The organism is Streptomyces apricus, from assembly GCF_008369065.1.
GTDB lineage: Bacteria > Actinomycetota > Actinomycetes > Streptomycetales > Streptomycetaceae > Streptomyces > Streptomyces apricus.
In genome coordinates this window covers 1-17163 of sequence record NZ_VDFC01000004.1, presented here as the reverse complement: position 1 = coordinate 17163, position 17163 = coordinate 1, and the positions used below count along the sequence as shown (strand labels likewise).

The 17163-nt window shown below is 72.0% G+C and carries 14 protein-coding genes and 2 pseudogenes; 6 read left to right on the top strand and 10 right to left on the bottom strand.

What is annotated here, in order from left to right; all coding sequences use genetic code 11:
* Positions 1-16: 16 nt before the first annotated feature.
* Complete coding sequence (locus FGF04_RS00750; protein WP_149509210.1) at positions 17-589, top strand: hypothetical protein; 573 nt, start codon at positions 17-19, stop codon at positions 587-589.
* A gap of 61 nt (positions 590-650) precedes the next feature.
* Here the strand turns inward: FGF04_RS00750 and FGF04_RS00745 are convergent, their stop codons facing one another.
* Positions 651-836, bottom strand: coding sequence for a DUF397 domain-containing protein (locus FGF04_RS00745; protein ID WP_149509209.1), 186 nt, complete (start codon positions 834-836; stop codon positions 651-653).
* Positions 833-1645: a helix-turn-helix domain-containing protein gene (locus tag FGF04_RS00740; RefSeq protein WP_149509208.1), complete on the bottom strand. Its 813-nt coding sequence runs from the start codon at positions 1643-1645 to the stop codon at positions 833-835. The genes FGF04_RS00745 and FGF04_RS00740 overlap by 4 nt, the downstream gene beginning before the upstream one ends.
* Positions 1646-1748: 103 nt before the next feature.
* Between FGF04_RS00740 and FGF04_RS00735 the strand changes: the two are divergent.
* Positions 1749-2174: pseudogene (locus tag FGF04_RS00735) on the top strand (ATP-binding protein); the annotation flags it as partial.
* A gap of 118 nt (positions 2175-2292) precedes the next feature.
* A complete protein-coding gene (locus FGF04_RS00730) occupies positions 2293-4692 on the top strand; it encodes a tetratricopeptide repeat protein (RefSeq protein ID WP_235882113.1) in 2400 nt (799 codons plus the stop codon).
* Between the two features lie 143 nt (positions 4693-4835).
* Here the strand turns inward: FGF04_RS00730 and FGF04_RS00725 are convergent, their stop codons facing one another.
* Positions 4836-5345, bottom strand: a complete 510-nt coding sequence (locus FGF04_RS00725) for a DUF2165 domain-containing protein (RefSeq protein WP_149509207.1) — start codon at positions 5343-5345, stop codon at positions 4836-4838.
* A 95-nt stretch (positions 5346-5440) separates the two neighbouring features.
* Positions 5441-6301 (bottom strand): hypothetical protein, encoded by an 861-nt coding sequence (locus tag FGF04_RS00720; protein ID WP_149509206.1) that lies wholly within the window; start codon positions 6299-6301, stop codon positions 5441-5443.
* 112 nt (positions 6302-6413) lie between these two features.
* On the opposite strand from FGF04_RS00720, the gene FGF04_RS00715 reads away from it, so the two are divergent.
* Positions 6414-7199, top strand: a complete 786-nt coding sequence (locus FGF04_RS00715; RefSeq protein WP_149509205.1) for an SDR family oxidoreductase — start codon at positions 6414-6416, stop codon at positions 7197-7199.
* 152 nt (positions 7200-7351) lie between these two features.
* Positions 7352-8917: a sodium:solute symporter family protein gene (locus tag FGF04_RS00710; RefSeq protein WP_149509204.1), complete on the top strand. Its 1566-nt coding sequence runs from the start codon at positions 7352-7354 to the stop codon at positions 8915-8917.
* Between the two features lie 118 nt (positions 8918-9035).
* On the opposite strand, the gene FGF04_RS00705 is transcribed toward FGF04_RS00710, so the two are convergent.
* The 6 genes from FGF04_RS00705 to FGF04_RS00680 all read right to left on the bottom strand — a co-directional run bounded on the left by FGF04_RS00705 (position 9036) and on the right by FGF04_RS00680 (position 15191).
* Complete coding sequence (locus FGF04_RS00705; RefSeq protein WP_149509203.1) at positions 9036-9638, bottom strand: response regulator; 603 nt, start codon at positions 9636-9638, stop codon at positions 9036-9038.
* The gene (locus tag FGF04_RS00700; protein WP_149509202.1) at positions 9635-10897 is read right to left on the bottom strand and encodes a sensor histidine kinase; all 1263 of its coding nucleotides are present in this window, start codon (positions 10895-10897) and stop codon (positions 9635-9637) included. Before FGF04_RS00700 ends, FGF04_RS00705 begins: the two co-directional genes overlap by 4 nt.
* A gap of 192 nt (positions 10898-11089) precedes the next feature.
* Positions 11090-12250 carry an ADP-ribosylglycohydrolase family protein gene (locus tag FGF04_RS00695; protein WP_149509201.1) on the bottom strand — a complete coding sequence of 387 codons (1161 nt, stop codon included), beginning with the start codon at positions 12248-12250 and terminating at the stop codon, positions 11090-11092.
* A gap of 384 nt (positions 12251-12634) precedes the next feature.
* Positions 12635-12835, bottom strand: a complete 201-nt coding sequence (locus FGF04_RS00690; RefSeq protein WP_149509200.1) for a DUF397 domain-containing protein — start codon at positions 12833-12835, stop codon at positions 12635-12637.
* Positions 12836-13094: 259 nt separating this feature from the next.
* Complete coding sequence (locus FGF04_RS00685) at positions 13095-13952, bottom strand: helix-turn-helix domain-containing protein (RefSeq protein ID WP_149509199.1); 858 nt, start codon at positions 13950-13952, stop codon at positions 13095-13097.
* 480 nt (positions 13953-14432) lie between these two features.
* Positions 14433-15191 carry a GOLPH3/VPS74 family protein gene (locus FGF04_RS00680; protein ID WP_149509198.1) on the bottom strand — a complete coding sequence of 253 codons (759 nt, stop codon included), beginning with the start codon at positions 15189-15191 and terminating at the stop codon, positions 14433-14435.
* 251 nt (positions 15192-15442) lie between these two features.
* Here FGF04_RS00680 and FGF04_RS00675 point away from each other — a divergent pair.
* A pseudogene (locus FGF04_RS00675) lies at positions 15443-17163 on the top strand (hypothetical protein); the annotation flags it as partial.

The following is a 17163-nucleotide window of genomic DNA, read 5'->3' as shown; positions in this document are numbered from 1 at the left end:
AGAGCTGAGGAGTTGCGTGCCCGTGCCTGCCCGACGGCCTCCCTCGTGGGCCTGGGTCACCGGTCTGACCGCCGCCGCGCTGGTGCTGGTGGCCGTGCTGGCCGTCAAGGCCGAGAACGGGCCCCAGCCGACCGCGTCGGCGAGCCCGAAGCCGAGCGCCTCCGCGAGCCCCAAGCCCTCCGCCAAGCCCGACGAGTCGGCGCCGGTCGCCGTCCCGGACGGCTCSGGGACGGGCCGCCGCATCGTCTACTCCCTCGGACAGCGCCGGGTGTGGCTGGTCGACGCGAGCGACGCGTCCCGGCGCACCTTCAAGGTGTGGCCCGGGACGGTCGGCCCGGCACCCGGTAACTACACCGTCGGCACCCGCCGGGAGGCCGCCACCGGCAGCGACGGCGTGGAGATCGAGAACATCGTCTACTTCGCCGTCGCCTCCGGCGTGAACGTCGCCTTCTCCAACGCACTGGACGGCTCCTCCCCGCCCCCGCCCGCCGCGGGCACGACGACGGGCGGAGTCCGCATGAAGGCGGCGGACGGCGACGCGGTATGGAAGTTCGGCACAGCAGGCACGACGGTAGCGGTCGTGAAGTAACCCGAGGTTCTCGCAGCGGCAGCACGGGTTCCGCCCGGAGCACGCTGTGAGGGCGGTCGCGTTACACGCGGCAGGCCTCGACGAAGGCGGCCCATGACCTGTCCGCGAAGGCGAGCCGCGCGCCTTCCTTATCCTTGGAGTCGCGTACGTGGACGGTGGCGTCCGGGGTGGCTATCGCCACCTCGACACAATCCGGGCCGTCGTTGCTGCTGTAGCTGCTCTTGAACCACTTCAGGGATGTGGTCATGACGCTTCTCCCAGTAGTTTTTCGATGAAGACGAGCGACTCCCGGGGCGTGAGAGCCTGCGCCCGGATCATTCCATAGCGCATCTCCAGGATCTGGACGTCCCGAGGGTCGCTGATCAGGCGGCTGTGCAACTGTGCCTCTGTGTGCCCGAGCGTCTTTCCGCTCCGGAGTTTCAGCAGCCTGATCGAGCCGGCCATGCCCGCGTGATCTTCGCAGTCGGTCGGCATCACCTGGATCTCGACATGCCTCAACTTGCTGATCTCCACCAGGTATTCAAGTTGTTGTCGCAGCACCATCTTGCCTCCGATGGGCCGCCGCAGCGTCGTCTCTTCCTGGACAAAGGTGAACAGCGGCCGAGGTGTGCGCTCGAAAGAGGCTTTCCTCGCCATGCGTGCGGTGACGTGGCGATCGATCTCCTCATCGGAGTACGCGGGCCGACGCATCCCGTACAGTGCCCGCGCGTACTCCGGCGTCTGCAGCAAGCCATGAACATGATGGCTGTCGTACGAGCCCAGCTCGCCCGCCTCCTCCTCCAGCTTCGCCAGGTCGCGGACCTTCTTCGGGTAGCGGGCCTCCTCCACGTCCTTCCTCATCGCGGAGAGCTTCCCGCCCGCGCCGAGGACCTCGTCGGCCTTGTCCAGGAACTCCGGCTTCGGGACCCGCCGTCCCCGTTCCACCGACGAGACCATCTCCTCGCCGTACCCGATCGCGGCCCCGAGCTCCGGCTGCCGCATCCCGGCGGCCTCCCGCCACGCCCTGATCTGGCGTCCGACCGCCCTGAGCACGGCCGCCGCTTCCTCGTCCTCCACGCCCCCACCTCCCGTGTACCGGCCGTACGGCTCCGGAGGGTGCCCGGACAGTCGCACTGCGTACCGGCTTCGATGCTGTTCAGGGTAGCCACAACCGGCCACGCTGAGTGACGTGAATCAAGCAGCCACCCACACCTTCGTCCCGGTACGGCACTTCACCGTGCTGTTGTCCGCCACGCGCAGGGGCGCCCGTCTCGCCCGCCTGCTCACGGAACGTCAACTCGCCGACTGGGGTCAGCCGTCGGGGGCCGCCGAGCAGGTCGTCGCCGAGCTAGCGGCCAACGCCGTGCTGCACGGACTCGTACCGGGCCGGGACTTCAGACTGGCGCTGGGCCTCGACGGCACCGGCACGCTGCGCATCGCGGTGACCGACGCCCGCGGCGACCGGCTCCCGCGCGTCCAGGCCCCGGCCGGCGACGGAGCGGAATCGGGCCGCGGCCTGCTGCTCGTGGCGGCGTACGCGGACCGCTGGGGCGTGACGGACGGCCCGGGCCCGGCCTGCAAGACGGTCTGGGCCGAACTGGCACTGGATCGTTCGACTCGTCAACTCCTGTCCCCGCTCGGACAAGTTGATCCACACTGGGAGCCGGACGTGAGTCGGGCGTGGGTCGCAGGGAAGCGGAGGCGGATCGGTGGTGCGGGTGGGGGTGTCGTGGCAGGAGTTGATCCAGCAGGGGAATCGGGCCGGGTTCGTCGGCCGGGGGCCTGAGCGGGCCGCGTTCCTGGCCAACCTCGACCTGCCGGTCGGGGACGACCGGCGTCGCCTGCGCTTCCATGTGCACGGCCCCGCCGGGGTCGGGAAGACCTTCCTCGTCCAGGAGCTGCGGCACCTCGCGCGTGAGCGCGGCGCGCTGACCGCGTACGTCGACGAGCGCGCCGGGAGCGTGCCGGAGGCGATGGCCGAGGTGGGCCGGCAGTTCGCCGAGCAGGGGCGGCGGCTGAAGGAGCTGGAGCGGCGGCTCGCCGTCTACCGGGAGCGGCGCCACGAGGCGGAGGCCGCCGCCCTCGCGGCGCTCGCACCGGAACCGGGGGCGCCCCCGGGCCCCTCGGCCGGCAGCCGGGCCGTCGTGGGACTCGGCGTCGCCGCCTTCGAGGCCGTCGTACCGGGCGCCGGCCTCGTCACCGGCGCCCTCCCCGCCGACCTGCTCGCCCAGCACGCGGACCGCCTGCGCACCGGCCTGAGCGCCCGCTTCCGCACTCCCGACGACATCGACCTGGTGCTGTCCCCGGAGCGGGCGCTCACCCCGGTCCTGCTGCGCGAGCTGCGCACGGCGGCCTCCGCCGCCGCGTCGGTCGTCCTGTTCTTCGACACGTACGAACGGACCGGGCCGTTCCTCGACCCGTGGCTGCACGACCTGGTCACGCGCCACGGGGCGGACGGCGGACTGCCCGCCTCCGTCGTGGTGGTCACCGCGGGCCAGCGCCCCCTGGACACCGCCCGCTGGACCGGGGCGGGCCCGGTGGCGGACGTACCCCTGGCGCCGTTCACCGAGACGGAGGCGCGAGGGCTCCTGTCCGGCAAGGGAGTCGTCGCCGAACCGGTCGTCAAGGAGGTGCTGCGCCTCACCGGCGGCCTGCCCGTCCTCGTGTCGACGCTCGCCGAGGCCCGCCCCGGCGCCCCGGACGACGTGGACGATCCCAGCGCCACCGCCGTCAAACGCTTCCTGCAGTGGGAGACCGACGACGCCCGCCGCCAGGTCGCCCGCGTCTGCGCGCTGCCCCGGCAGCTGGACGCGGACGTGTTCCGGGTCCTGGTCGACCGCCCGGACGACGACGGGGCGGACGCGCTGTACGACTGGCTGACCGGGCTGCCGTTCGTCGGGGAGCGCGGGGCACGGGTGCGGTACCACGCCGTCGTACGGGCGCCGATGCTGCGCCTGGAGCGGCGTCGTTCCCCGCGCGAGTGGGCCGCACGGCACCGGCGGCTGGCGGAGGCCTTCGCGCGGTGGCGGGCCGAGGCCGCGGCCGGGCGGGACGGCGAGAACCTGTGGGCGGACGAGGAGTGGCGCGGGCTGCGCCTGGAGGAGGCCTACCACCTGCTCTGCGCCCGGCCCGCCGCGGCACTCGGCGCGGCGCTGGGCGCACTGGTCGAGGCCTGCGGCGAGGACGGCGTCCTCGGACGCGGCTGGGCGCGCATGCTCCAGGACGCGGGTGACGACACGGACCACCCGGACCTCGCCGCCTGGGGCGCACGGCTGGACGGGGCACTCGCCGACGAGTCCGCCGGCATCGCCGGGGCGATGGACCTGCTCCTGGCCCGGCCCGGTCTCGACACGCCCGGCCGGGCCTCGGCGCACGCCCTGCGGGGCAGGGAACTGGGCCGCACCGGCGCGTACCGGCGGGCCCTGGAGGAGTACGACCGGGCCCTGGAGCTCGACCCCCGACTCGTCCGGGCCCACTACGGCCGCGGGTCCGTCCACCGGCTGCTGGACGACTTCCCGGCAGCGCTGGCGGCCTTCGACCGGGCGGACGAACTGGCCCCCGACACCGTGTGGATCATCGCCGAGCGCGGGGAGACGTACCGGCTGGCGGGCCGCTTCGAGGAGGCCGTCGCTGACTTCGACCGCGCCGTCGCCCTCGACCCGGCCGATGCCGGGGCGCTGACCGCCCGAGCCGTGTGCCGGCACGCCCTGGGCCGGTACGAGGAGGCGCTCGCCGACTTCGACCGGGCGCTGGCCATCGACGCGGACCACCTCTGGGCACGGGTGCGCAGGGCCCGCCTGCGTCGCGCCCTGGGCGAGGAGGCCGCGGCCTTCGCCGACCTCGACCGGGCGGCCCGGACCGCGCCCGACTCGCCCTGGGTCGCGTCCGAACGCGGCGACGCCTACCGTCTGGCCGGCCGCCCCGAGGCGGCCGTCACCGAGCTGAGCAGGGCGATCACCCTCCTCCCCGACCACCCCTCGGCCCTGGCCAGCCGCGGAGCGGCCCTCCACGACCTGTCCCGCAACGAGGAGGCCCTGACCGACCTCGACCGCGCCCTCGAACTCCGCCCCGACTACCCCTGGGCCCAGACGATGCGCACGAGGGTGAGGGCCGCAATCTTTTAGGGGCGCGGGGAACGGCGCAATCTTTTGCCTTCAGGGGCGCGGGGAACGGCGCGATCTTTTGTCTTTAAGGGGCGCGGGGAACTGCGCGACAAGCCACGACGCACCCGCACCCGCACGACAACCCGCCCGCGGAGCGGAACCGCTCAACCGCCCTCACCCCCGGCAGGGCCCCGGTCCACCCCCGGCAAGTGGATGACGATCAACACCACCCCGCTCAGCAAAAACACCCGCATCGCCGCATCCAGCCCGTTCCAGTCCTCCGACTGCCACATCGCGAACCACTCGCCCCCGATGGCGAGGAACCCCGCACCGAAGAGCAGCATCAGCATCAGCAGCCCGGCGGTGGACGTCCGCCGGGCCCGGACGTGGTCCCGCCGCACCCACTGCACCGTGCCCAGGATCAGGACGAGCGCGGCCACCGTCTCCCACACGATGATCGCCACGTACGCGGTGTTCTGGAGCGCCTCGGACTCCACGGCCCGCCACATCAGGTCGTCGTCCTTGAAGGTGGTGTCCATGGCGAGCACGTGCTGGACGAATTGCTGGTTGGTGCCGAAGTCGGTGATGTTCCCGAACGCCACGAGCGTGATGTAGAGCGCGACCGTACCGGTGAGCAGGGTCGCGGTGATCGGTAACGCGCGCACTGCGGACATCCTCAAAACCCCTCCGTCGACAGACGTGTTGACAGGTGTGTCGGTCAACGGACACCTGACACCATGTATGCCGCGCAGGCCACCGAATTACCGGCTCACCGCAGCCGATCCACGTACAGGTCCGTCCCTGGCACCGTCGGCACGAACGGCGCCACCAGCTCCACCCGCCCCAGCCCCGCCTCCGCGACCGGCTCCTCCAGGCCGGCGAACCACTCCTCCCAGCACTCCCGCGGATCCGCCTCCAGGAACCACAGCAGCGTCAGCCGCGTGTCGACCCCCTCGACCTGCTTCACGTACGACATCCGGTCCCCGGGCAGCGGCGTCGGCCGGAAGACGGTGACCAGGGCGGCGGGCGACCCGGCGAGGCGCTCGGGCAGGTACCGGGAGCGAAGCCACTGCAGCAGTTCGGCCCGCCCGGCGGCGGAGTCGGCGTCGACGACCTGCAGCACCAGCCCCGCGTACGGATGGTCGAGGGCGTGGAAGTCGCGCGGCCCCGCGTCCCCGTCCCGGTACACCGTCGCCTCGTGGTCCTGGAAGGCCGTGAAGACGTGCGTACGGTCCTGGAAGACCCGCCCGTCCCTGTTCAGCCGCCTGTTGATGCCCACGGTCCACTTCATGTGGTCGTCGTAGCGGCCCTCGGTGACCCAGTACGTCGACAGGTAGCAGCCGGCGGTGACCGGCTGCGCGACCGCCGACTTGTCGGGCACGCGCAGGAGCTGGAGGTCCCGGGTCGCGACCCAGCGGCGGCCCGCGTACATCCAGGGCATCGCCATCGCCCCGGCGTAGTAGTGGTCGTCCTCGTACCAGCGGTTGTACGCGTGCTCGTGCCCCGGATGCGGCTCCACCATCGTGATCAGGGCGTGGCCGGGACGCACCCCGTACGGGCCGACGGCGGCCAGCTCCCCGTACACCTCACTGCGCGTGCCGTCCGGCGCGCCGGACGTGTCCTCGGACATGACGCCTCCCCTCCCTCTCGATCTCTTCCCTTTCCAGCTCTCTTCCCTCGTCCCCCGCACGCCCTTACTCTGACGGACCGTCAGATCAGGCGCCAGAGCCGGGAGGTCCGTGATGTCGCTGCTGGAGGGGAAGACCGTCGTGGTGTCGGGGGTCGGGGCCGGGCTCGGGCACCGGGTCGCGGCGGCCGTCGTGCGCGACGGCGGGAACGCCGTGCTCGGCGCGCGCACGGAGGCGAACCTCGCCAAGGCCGCCGCCGAACTCGACCCCGGCGGCGCCCGCACCGCGTACCGGGCGACGGACATCACCGACGAGGGCCGGTGCGAGGCGCTCGCCGCGCTCGCGGTCGAGCGGTTCGGGCGGCTCGACGCCGTCGTGCACGTGGCCGCCTGGGACAGCCACTTCGGCGGCCTGGAGGACGCGGACTTCGCCACCTGGCAGGCCGTCCTCGACGTCAACCTGCTCGGCACCCTGCGGATGACCCGCGCCTGTCTGCCCGCGCTCAAGGAGCGCGGCGGGTCCGTGGTCGTCATCGGCACGCAGTCGTCGGTCGCCGCCCCCTCCCAGGTACGGCAGGCGGCGTACGCGGCCTCGAAGGGCGCGCTGACCAGCGCGATGTACTCCCTGGCGCGGGAGCTGGGCCCGCACCGGATCCGGGTGAACACCGTGCTGCCCGGCTGGATGTGGGGCCCGCCGGTACGGGCGTACGTGCGGTACACCGCGTACACCGAGGGCGTGCCGGAGGCCGAGGTGCTGGAGCGGCTGACCTCCCGGGCGGCGCTGCCGGAGCTGGCCACGGACGGGGACGTGGCGGACGCCGCGGTGTTCCTCGTCTCGGACCGGGCGCGGGCGATCACGGGACAGTCCTTGCTGGTCAACGCGGGGGAGCTGATGCGCTGACGACCCCGGCGGCAGGTTCATGGACATGAACCAAGGTCTGCGAGCTGAACTATTTTACCTCCCCTTGACCGTCCGGGATGTTGTCGCAGTCATGCCATCGAACCCACGATGAGCGGGCGCTTCACGACCCTGACGATCCTGGGAGAAGGCATATGAACGGTCTCGACTGGGCCGTGCTCATCGGCTACTTCGGCGTGATGGTCGCGATCGGTGTCTGGTCCCACAAACGGGTCGACAACGTCAGCGACTTCTTCACCGCCGGCGGCAGGATGCCGTGGTGGCTGTCGGGCATCTCGCACCACATGTCCGGCTACAGCGCGGTCATGTTCACCGGGTACGCGGCCATCGCCTACACGTACGGCGTCACGTCCTACGTCACCTGGTCCTTCCCCATCGCCATCGGCATCGCGATCGGCGCCAAGGTCTTCGCGCCGCGCCTCAACCGGGTGCGCTCGCGCCTGCACGTGGCCTCGCCGCTGGAGTACCTGAAGAACCGCTACGACCTGCCCACCCAGCAGGCCCTCGCCTGGTCCGGCGTACTGCTGAAGATCGTGGACGTGGGCGCCAAGTGGGCCGCCATCGCGACCCTGCTCTCCGTCTTCACCGGCGTCTCGCTCAACACGGGCATCCTGATCACCGGCGCCGTGACGGCCGTCTACTGCACGGTCGGCGGACTGTGGGCGGACGCGCTGACCGAACTGGGCCAGTTCATCATCCAGTTCGTCGCCGGCATCGCGATGCTCGTCGCCGTCATGGCCGAGCTGAACGGCTTCAGCACCCTGTGGAGCGTCTGGGACGAGCCCGCCCTCGACGGGCACACCAAGCCGCTGGCGGGCCCGTACATGATGGTCTTCCTGATCGCGTATCTCTTCATCAAGACCTTCGAGTACAACGGCGGCATGTGGAACCAGGCCCAGCGCTACATGGCCACGGACTCCGCGAAGTCCGCCACGCGCTCGGGCATCCTGTCCGCCTGCCTCTGGCTGATCTGGCCGCTGGTGCTGTTCTTCCCCATGTGGGTCGCGCCGCTGATCATCAAGACCGACGTACCGGCGGATTCGTACGCGCTGATGGCCGAACACCTGCTGCCGCACGGCCTGCTGGGCCTGGTCATCGTCGGGTTCTTCTCCCACACGATGGCGATGTGCTCCTCGGACGCCAACGCCATCGCGGCCGTCGTCACCCGCGACATCATGCCCGCGGTCTCCCGCAAGGCCCGCGAGTGGGACACCCGGATGGGGCTCCTGGCCGCGCGCTGGGCCACGCTGCTCTTCCTCGGCCTGTCGATGGCCATCGCGACCCAGGTCAACTCCGCCTTCTTCGGCGACATCATCACCGTCGTCATCAAGTGGGTGGCCGGACTCATGGGACCGATCGCGATCCCGCTGATGCTGGGCCTGCTCCCGTGGTTCCGCAAGAGCGGTCCGACGGCGGCGCTGGTGAGCTGGGCCCTCGGCCTGGTCACCTTCTGGCTGGTCAACTACCCGATCAGCTGGAACGTCGACGGCGGCGTCCCGCTCCAGTACCAGGTGTCGATCCCGCTCGCGGTCTCGCTCGTCCTCTACGTGCTCATCGGCTACGTGAAGCCGGAGGACACCCCGGAACGGGACGCGCTCATCGCGAAGATCAACTCCGACGACGGCGGCTCCGCGGCCGCGGCGGTACCGGCCCCGGCCGGCCCGGCGGACGGCGTGGTGGGCGCGCCGGCCAAGGACTGAGCGTACGGAAGATCCTCACGGGACCCTCACGGATGGGCAAGGGCGACCGCTCGCACCACCGGGCGGTCGCCCTTCCCCGTCGTTGTCGGTCGTCCGCGGTCGGCCGTTCGCGGCCGGCTCACAGCCAGTCGTGCTCGCGGGCGTAGCGCGCCGCCTCGTGCCGGCTCCTGGTCTGGGTCTTCCGCATGGCGTTGGAGAGGTAGTTGCGCACCGTCCCCTCCGCCAGGTGCAGCCGGGCGGCGATGTCGGCGACCGAGTAGCCCTCGCCGGTCACCCGCAGCACGTCGGTCTCCCGCTCGGTGAGCGGGCAGTCGTCGATGACGGCGCGCGCGGAGACGTCCGGGTCGATCCACCGCTTGCCGCCGTGCAGCGTGGCGATGACCGACGTGATGTGCGCCGGCTCCGCGGACTTGCTGACGAACCCCTGCACCCCGAGCCGCAGGGCCCTGCGCAGCACGCCGGGCCGGGCGTGGCGCGTCAGCATGAGGATCACCTGCCCGGGCCGCGTACGGCGGATCTCCTCGACGGCGCCCAGTCCGTCGACGCCGGGCATCTCCAGGTCGATGACCAGGACGTCGGGCCGGTGCCGCAGGGTCGCCTCGACGGCGGCCGCGCCGTCCGCCGCCTCGGCGAGCACGGTGATCTCGCCCTCCATCGGGAGCAGCGCGGCCAGCGCCTTGCGCAGCAGGACCTCGTCGTCGGCCAGCACCACGGTGGTCACCGGCCCTCCTTCCGCGGCGCGTCCGCCGTCGGTGCCACCGTCGGTGCCGCCGTCGGTGCCGTCTCCTGTGTTGCCGCCCGTGTCGTCGCCCGGGTCGCCGCCCGTGTCGCCGTCCAGGCCGCGTCGGGGTGCGGGTGCGGGAAGCCCGCGGCTGTCAGGAACCATCCGTTCCGCTGCTCCACGGCCAGCTCGCCCCCGTCCTCGGCCACCCGTCGCCTGAGCGCGGACAGTCCGCGCAGCTCCGGCAGCGGGCCCTCCCGCGCGCCGTCGTTGACGATGGTGATGCCCGTCGCGGAGAGCGAGATCCGCACGGACGCGGCCTGCGCGTGCCGCAGGATGTTGGTCGTCGTCTCCCGGAGCACCTGGCCCAGCAGCTCGCTCCGGCGGGCGTCGGTCTCGGGCCCGCGGTCCACGTGCACGCGGATGCCGGCGGCCTCGAAGAGGTTCTTCGCGTTCTCCAGCTCCGCCGAGAGGTTGAGGCGGCGCTGCGCGTGGGCGAGTTCCTTGGTCTGCGTGATGGTGTCGCCGACCAGGGCGTGGATCTCGCGCAGCTCCTGCTCCACGCGCGCGGGGTCGCTGTGCACCAGCTTCCGGGCCAGCGCGACCTTCAGTTTCACCACGTGCAGGGTGTGGCCCTGGATGTCGTGCAGGTCGCCCGCGAAGCGGACGCGTTCCCTGGCGACGGCCAGCTCCGCCTCGCGGTCGCGGGACGCCTCCAGCTCCGCCACGAGACCGTAGAACCGCTGGTTGGGGAACATCAGGCCGGTCAGCACCCCGGTGACGCCCGCGGGGATCAGGACGAACAGGGCCAGCTCGCCGGCCAGGACGTCCGTCGTCACGAGCAGCCTCGCCAGGCCCACCGCGATGACGTACGCCAGCAGACCGAAGGCCGCCGCGCCGCGGCGTCGGGGCAGCTGGGAGACGACGTGGGAGCCCACGATCGTGAGGCCGTAGAAGGCCGTGCCGCAGTCCGCGACCACCCCGAACGCCCATACGGCCCCGGTGACGGCCAGGCAGGGGAGCGCGACCTGGCGGAGCCGGCCCGCGGTCCACCGTTCGAACGCCACCAGGGCCGCCGCCACGCCCGCGCCGAGGACGGCGGCCTGCCACCAGGTCTCGGCGTCGAGGGCCACGCAGAGCGCCCCGGCGGCGGCGAGCGGCGGGAGCAGCATGACGAGGTTGAGCCTGCGCAGCCGGTCCCGCGTCACGTCGGAGTGGCGCGGCACTCCCCGCCTGCCGGTACCGCCGGGAGCTTCCATGGACCGTTCTCCGAGTTCGGGCGGGCGCCTTGCGGATGCCGCGCCGCCTCGCGGACGCCGCACCGCCTCCCAGTATTCGTCCGCCGCGGGGGCACCACCAGTGACACCACGTCATGCCTGCCGGCCCGGACTCCCCGCGTGAACGAAGCTCCCCATGTACGCGGAGCCCCACGTGGCGCGGGCCCGTGGCGGTCAGCCCGCCGTGACCGCGGTGGCGGTCGTGCCGGACAGGGCCGCGTACCCGCGCGGGTAGCGGGCCAGCCAGCCCGGTGAGGAGCCCGCCGGGCCGTGCAGGGCCGGGCCCTGCGTCATCTCCATCGCGAAGTCGTCCGCCAGGACCAGCATGGTGGGGCGGCCCTCCAGCTCGGCCAGCCAGGACGGCGGCAGCGCCGTCTCGCCGTGCAGGGCGCCGAGCAGCGCGCCGGTGAGCGCCCCGGTGGCGCCCGACGCGCCGCCGTGGTTCACCGCCAGGGACAGCCCGTGCCGGGTGTCCTCGCCGACCAGCGCGCAGTACACGGCCACCGAGAGCAGCCCCTCGGCCGTCCCGTCCCCGGCCAGGTCCTCGACCCGGGCCGGGGACGGCATGCCCTGCCGTACGGCTCCCAGGGCCCGCTGCAGCGCCTCCGCGACGGGCTGCTGCCCCGGTCGCGGGGCCAGCAGCTGCAGCGCCCGCTGCACGGCGGTGTCCAGGCTCTCCCCGCGCGCCAGCCCGTGCACGACGACGGCGTACGCCCCCGCCGACAGGTAGCCCAGCGGGTGGCCGTGGGTCTGCGCCGCGCACTCCACCGCGAGCTGCATGACGAGCTGCGGCTCCCAGCCGACGAGCAGCCCGAACGGCGCGGAGCGGGCCGCGGCCTCGACGCCCCGCTCGTCCGGGTTCTTCGGCGCGTCCAGCGTGCCCATCGTCTCGTCGCCGAGCCCGAGCAGACAGGCGCGCGCCGGTTCACGGCGCGCGTACAGCCACTCCTCGCGGGCCAGCCAGCCGTCCTCCTTGCGCCGCTCGTCCGGGCCCCAGTCGCGCTGGGTGGCGGCCCACCGCAGATAGGCGCGGTGCAGGTCCGTCGGCGGGTGCCAGGCGCCGGTGTCGCGGCGCACCTGGGCCCGTATCAGGCCGTCGAGCGAGAACAGGGTCAGCTGCGTGAGGTGCGAGACGGCCCCGCGCCTGCCGAACCCCTGGGCCAGGTCGGTGAGCCCGTCCGCCCCGTGCGCCGCGCGGATGAGCTCCATCGAGAGGCCGTTCACGGGCGAACCGAGCGCGTCGCCCACCGCCGCTCCGAGGAGCGTGCCGCGTACCCGGCTGCGGAAGTCCTGCTGTTCGGCGCGGCCCCAGACGGCACCGGCATTCGCACCCACCGAGGCCTCCTGAGTTCCCGATCCGGTTCCGTCGGTACGGCCGACACATCAGCACTGTAATCGAACGGGAACGGTCGGTTGAAAGCCAGAACGGTATGCGAACAATGAGCCGACTGATCAGATGTGGCGGCCTTCGGATCAGATGTGGCGGCCTTCGGAGCAAAGGTGTGTGCGGACAGGGCCGAGCCCCCTCGGCCAGGACGGCGGACCGGTCGAGAGGGCTCTTTCGTGAAACGTATGAAGTTGTCGATGAAGTTGTTGATGTAGTTGTTGATCCGGTTGTGGTCGTGATCGCAATGTGAGGAGCAGTGGTAGAAGCACTGATGGACGGAGAAGTGTGGTCGGGACTCCTGCGGCTCGTGCTGTGCGAGGCCTCCGCCCGTGTCAGACGGTGCCCCGGCCCACTTCTGTCACGAAGGCGTTCCAGGACTCCGCCGGGAAGGCCAGCGTCGGACCCTCGACGACCTTGGAGTCACGGACGGCCATCGCCGCCAGGACGGGGGACTTCACTTCGACGCACGCGCCGTTCCCCTGCGAGTAGGAAGACTTCGTCCACGTGTCCGTGGCGCCTTGCATGATCGGCATGTTCGCTCCGCTGGCCGGTTCCTGAGTTGCTGTCACCGAGTTGCGGGTTCCTTCCGGAACCCGCGGTTCGGATTGCGCCAAGGTCGTTGCCCCTTGGCGTGATCGACGCTACTCGCCAACTTCCGTGTACGAAGCGACTATTCACTCGTCCGAGTGACATATGCCAGTTGAGTCTTCCGTTGTAATTGGGCGAAGGTGTATCGTCCGCCCCTTTGTTCTCGCCGAGCCCCGGAACGCTCAAAACCAGCCCCGTGTCACCTCAGCGCGCGTAGTCCTTCGCGACGTCCGCGATGAACTCGCGGGACTGATCGGCGTTGAGTGCCTGCGCCCGCAGGTGCTCGTACATCACGCTGTACTTCTGGACGTCGTTCGCCTTCTCCAGGTAGAGGTCGCTGGTGACGCCCTCGATGTAGACCACGCTGGAGTCGGCCGCGTCCGGGAACTCCAGGATCGCGTACTGGCCGCTCACCCCGGGGTGCGCGCCCATCGTGAACGGGATGACCTGCAGGGTCACGTGCGGCACGTGCGACATCTCGACCAGGTGCTCCAGCTGCTCGATCATCACCTGCTTGTTGCCGACGGTCCTGCGCAGCGCCGCCTCGTCGAGGACGGCCCACAGCCGCAGGGGGTTCTCCAGGTCGGAGATACGTTCCTGTCGGCGCAGCCGCACCTGCACGCGCTTGTCGATGTCGCCGGCCGCGGCCTCCGGGAGCGCGCCCTGGATGAGGGCCTCGGCGTACGGACGGGTCTGCAGCAGGCCCGGTACGACCAGCGGGTCGTACACGCGCAGGCTCGCCGCGTCGGTCTCCAGGCCGATGTAGACGCTGTAGGGGATGTCGCCGAAGGAGTGCCACCAGCCCTGCTGGCGCGAGTCCTTGGCCATCTGCATCAGCGAGTCGACGATGCGCACGTCCTCCACCTCGTAGACCCCGCACAGGTCGCGGACGTCGCGCTGGCTGATGCTGCGCCGCCCGTTCTCCAGCCGGCTGATCTTCGACTGCGAGACGAGCAGCCGCTCGGCCACTTCTTCGGCCGTCATGCCCTTGAGCTCCCGGAGCCGTCGCAGCTCCTGGCCCAACCGGCGACGCCTGACGGTGGGATTGACGTTGGACGCCACGGGACGTGCACCTCCGGCTGCGGACTGCCTGTACTTTGCGTATCTGCTGTTGAGCAGATTGCCACCAAGGCGCTCGCCGCCGCTACGGAACAGCGGATATGCCGTCTTTACGCGCCACTTGTCGCCACCCCCCGCCACTTCGCGCCACCTGGCGGTCCGTCCGGCGGGGCGTGACGATGGAGGGAACGGCGAGCGGCCGTGTGCATGTCTGTGACCGTGGAGACGACGGCGCGTGGGGGAACGGCCACGGACATGCGGCCGCGCGGGGCGGCGGGCCGTGTCGTCGTCCGGACGTACGGCCCGCCGCCCCGCGCGGTCCAGCGGCTCCCGAACCGGATCCTGGGGACTGCGGTGCGGCGCTGATCGTGCGTGACGCGCGAGGCGTGGTGCACGGTGGGTGCTGCGGAGGTTCTGTACTGCGTACTTCTGTACTGCGTACTTCTGCACTGCGGTCGTGCCGGGGGTGCCGTGACCTGTGACTCAGTGGGCCACGGCGCGCGCCATCGAACCGCGGCGCGGTTGCATGGGAACGCCCCTGGCGGGCTCCGATGCGGGTCCGGTTCCCGGGGCGGCCTGACGGCCGGCCGGTGGGGCCGGACTGCGGCGCGGCTGAGCGGCCACACCGTTCTGGACGTCCATCACGGCATGCGCCACGAGGCCGCCCATGGGGTCGTGCCTGATCAGGTCCCGGAGGCGGGAGCGCGACGAACGCCCCTCGTTCCCCGGGTAGAGGTGCTTGCCCAGGCCGACGGCGTGCGCCAGCGCGGCCAGTGCGGCGGTCCGCGGGTCCGGCGGGACGCCGGTGCGGATCGCGCTGTCCAGCCGGGTCCTGATCTCCCGGCTGATCTCCGTGTCCGTCGCCTGGTAGCGAGTCGTCGGAAGCACCCCGCACATCTGTCCTGCCACGGCATGGACCATGCCGCACCGCTCCAGATGCGAGAGATATGTCTGGCGCAACCCCAGGCGGGGCCCGCCGATCCAGTTCACAGCGCGTACTGGAGCACCCCGCCTGCGGAGTAGTTCCAGCGCACAGTCCAAGGTCGGATCTCCGGTCGGCCGTGGTGCCACCACGGCGATACGATCCCCGTCTGGGGCTATCCGTCCGGCCAGCGCCAGCTCCACTAGCTGTGCTCCGGCCAGACCGAGGTCGAGCGACTGCGGCTGTGCGGTGGTACCCGTGGTCGGGTCCAGCGCCAGCAGCAGAAGCTCCTCCGGAAGTGTTCTGCGGCTCCTGCCCATCCATGCCTCCCCGCGTGGATGAATGACAGGGTGACCCCTCTCACATTGGTCTGTCGAGAGCGCGTGACCGGTTCGTAGTGGAACCAGTAGATATGTCGTTCTCGTCTACCGCAGGGGTCAATCCCGCACACAGGACACTGGTACATGGTTCGGACACGGATGTCCGGGCCCCGCGTGCACTGGTTTTCTGGTTCTTTTCGAGTTCATGGTTCGGTTGGGCGCACGGTGTGTGGCGCACGGAGGAGGCATCGGTGGCGGGCGAGTCCCCCGACAGGTCGAAGCAGCACGAGTCGTCGGCAGAACCGACGTCGGGGAGCAAGGCGTCGGTTCCGGATCCGCGCCTGGCGGTGTCCCGGGAAGCGGTGACGGCCACGGCCCGGACGGGCGCGGACGCGGGCACCGGTCCGGCCGCCGCCCGGACGGACACCGCGACGGCAGTCTTCTCGACGAAGCGCGTCCCGGGGGCGGCGGGTTCGGCCGGAGACGACGAGCCGGATGCCGGAGGTCGGCAGGGGAGTGACGGTTCTGCGGAGTCGGCGCCGGCCGCCGACGGCATCGCAGAGGCCACCGGGGGCGGCGACGAGCGCCTGCGGAGCGCGGTGGCGGCCTGGGCCGCCACCGCGGACGAGGAGGCGCCTGGAGGCGCTCCTGAGGGCGCGGGCGCGGACGCGGGCGTGAAATCGGGCGCGACGGACGCCCGACCGGGCCCGAACGGGCGCGACACGGGCTCCGATTCCGCGGCCGCGGAGCCGGGCGAGCCGGGCGGGGCCGACCTCGACGGCGACCCCGGTGCCGGGTCCGGGTCCGGCGCGGGCTCGGACGCCGCGTCCGCGTCGGCGGAATCGGAGGCCGACGCGGACTCCGAGCCCGAGGACGCCGTTCCGGCGGACGTGTCGGCGCAGGACGCCGGGTCGGCGTCGGACGCACGACCCGCGACCGGCGCGGGAGCAGACGCTGCGGACGCGTCCGCCGAGAAGGCTGCTTCCGGCAGCGGGACGCGGGACGCGAGGTCGGTACCGGACGCGCGGACCGCGACCGGCGGCGCGGCGGAGTCCGACACCGACGCCGAAGCTGCGGACGCGGGCGAGGACGAGGCCGTATCGGCGAAGCGCACGCCGCGGGATGCCGCTGAGGCGGAGGCCACGGCCGAGTACACCGCTCAGACCGACGCCGTAACCCCGGCTGCCGACGCAGATCAGGACGCCGTTCCGGGAGCCGACGCCGATGCCGACCCGGACGCCGATGTCCGTCCCGGTGCCGAAACCCCCGCCGGCGATCAGGACGCCGTCGCCGCGAAGGCCGGAGCCGAGTCCGAGGGTGAAGCCCCCGCCGACCGGAACGCCGTCGCCGCGAAGGCCGACGACGAGCGCACGGCGGGTGCCTCCGCCGCGGCGGCCTCCACGGCTACGGCGTCGAAGAGCGCAGCTCAGGACGCCCCCGACGGCGGCAAGGCATCCGCGACGGCCCCGGATGCCGTCGCGAAGCCGGACTCCGAGGCCGGTACGAACCCGGACTCGGACCCGGTCCCGGACCCTGCCGCGGCCCCGGGCGATGACGAGCCCGGTCGTCGCCCCGTCGACCAGGCCACCGCCATCTTCAAGCGGCCCCCCGCCGTGGACCAGCCCACGACCATGCTCAAGCTGGGCGGCGCCGCGAAGGCGGACACCCCGGCCGGAGCCGAGCCCGACGCGGATGCCGCGAGCAAGGCCGAAGCKGGCAAGGCAGCCGACGACAAGGCGGCCAGCGACAAGGCAGCCGGCAGCAAGGCGACCGGTGACAAGGCCGCCGACCACAAGGCCGCCGACGACAAGGTCGGCAGTGGCGGTGCGGCCGGTAGCCGTGACGCCGCGCCCGAAGCCGAGCGGACCAGCAAGTTCGTCGCGCTCAAGCCGCTCGACGAGCCCGCCCCGCCCAAGGCGAAGCCCTCCGTCGCACCGGCCTCCGAGACCGCCGTCGTGCCGCAGGTCGGCCC